Here is a 1,771-nt window from a genome sequence, read left to right as displayed (position 1 = left end):
CCGCGGAAAGCGAGCGCCTTCCGCTCCAATCAACATCCAAGTTTAACACAGCCTTTATTTAAAGCGGAAGCGCCTTGAAAAATAAATTAAAAAAGGAGTGCATCTACAATGTTAGATATTAAAGTATTAAGAGCTAGTTTTGCTGAAGTGAAAGAAAAGCTCCAACATCGCGGCGAGGATTTAACTGATTTAGGCCGATTTGAGGATTTGGATGTAAAAAGACGAGAGTTAATCGTAGAGTCTGAAAAATTAAAGAGCCGGAAAAATGAAGTTTCACAACAAGTAGCGGCTTTAAAGCGTGAAAAGAAAGATGCTGATCATTTAATCGCAGAAATGCGTGAAGTTGGCGATAAAATTAAAGTCCTTGATGACGAACTGCGCGGCGTCGAAGAGACATTGGAGCAGTTACTATTAAGCATTCCAAACATCCCACATGAGAGTGTCCCAATCGGTGAAACCGAGGAAGATAATGTGGAAATCAGAAAATGGGGTCAAGTCCGTGAGTTTGAATTTGAAGCAAAGCCGCACTGGGACATTGCAACTGAACTAGGCATCCTTGATTTTGAGCGGGCAGGAAAAGTTACAGGAAGCCGTTTTGTTTTTTATAAGGGGCTGGGAGCTCGTTTAGAACGGGCCTTAATCAGCTTCATGCTCGATCTTCATGTTGATGAGCACGGCTATACAGAAATATTGCCTCCATATTTAGTCAACCGCACAAGCATGACCGGTACGGGGCAATTACCAAAATTTGAAGAGGATGCCTTCTTAATTGAAAGCGAGGATTATTTCTTAATTCCTACGGCTGAGGTGCCTGTTACAAACTACCACCGTGATGAAATTTTAAATGGTGAAGAACTTCCTATCCGTTTTGCTGCATACAGTGCCTGCTTCCGTTCTGAAGCAGGATCTGCAGGGCGAGATACTAGAGGATTAATCCGTCAGCACCAATTCAATAAGGTCGAGCTTGTTAAGTTTGTAAAACCGGAAGACTCTTATGAGGAACTTGAAAAGCTGACACATGATGCAGAACGTGTGCTGCAGCTGCTAGAATTACCTTATCGTGTATTGAGCATGTGTACAGGTGATTTAGGCTTTACAGCTGCAAAAAAATACGATATTGAGGTTTGGATCCCAAGCTACGGTACTTACCGTGAGATTTCTTCATGCAGTAACTTCGAAGCCTTCCAGGCAAGACGGGCAAATATTCGCTTCCGTCGTGATTCGAAAGCGAAGCCGGAGCATGTTCATACCTTAAATGGTTCTGGTCTTGCAATTGGCCGCACGGTCGCTGCAATATTAGAAAATTATCAGCAGGAGGACGGCAGTGTCGTTATACCTGCGGCCTTGCGTCCATATATGGGCAACCGTGAAGTCATCAAACCTCTATAATTTAAAAATATTGCATTAAAAAGGAATTTTCCGGGCAATATAAAGTTGCTCGGAAGATTTCAGTTATTCTATTTGACATAGGAATCTATGTATGGTAAATTATCATTTGTCGATATGGAGGAATACCCAAGTCCGGCTGAAGGGATCGGTCTTGAAAACCGACAGGCGGGTTAAACCGCGCGGGGGTTCGAATCCCTCTTCCTCCGCCATTATCAAAAAAGAATCACGCGCATAAAAACTGGAGATAAAAATTCGTTACAATTATTTGTAGCGAATTTTTTTTGCAAAATAATTGTCTAGCTGCAGCGCCTAGGGAAAAATAAACTACTTTTTTCCCTGAACAAGGCGCTTCCGCTTTTCGATAAAAAAGAGGCTGGGACAA

Annotated in this window: 1 protein-coding gene and 1 tRNA gene; both read left to right on the top strand. The window is 42.5% G+C overall.

Annotated elements, in window-relative coordinates:
- Nucleotides 1-108: 108 nt before the first annotated feature.
- The gene (gene serS, locus V7266_RS19235) at nucleotides 109-1,389 is read left to right on the top strand and encodes a serine--tRNA ligase (RefSeq protein WP_335470003.1); all 1,281 of its coding nucleotides are present in this window, start codon (nucleotides 109-111) and stop codon (nucleotides 1,387-1,389) included.
- 116 nt (nucleotides 1,390-1,505) lie between these two features.
- Nucleotides 1,506-1,598: transfer RNA gene (locus tag V7266_RS19230), tRNA-Ser, on the top strand.
- The last annotated feature ends 173 nt before the right edge of the window (nucleotides 1,599-1,771 follow it).

The sequence above is a fragment of the Neobacillus drentensis genome, from assembly GCF_036965645.1.
GTDB classification, from domain to species: Bacteria; Bacillota; Bacilli; order Bacillales; family Cytobacillaceae; genus Neobacillus; species Neobacillus drentensis_D.
This window is presented reverse-complemented; position numbering and strand designations above follow the sequence as displayed.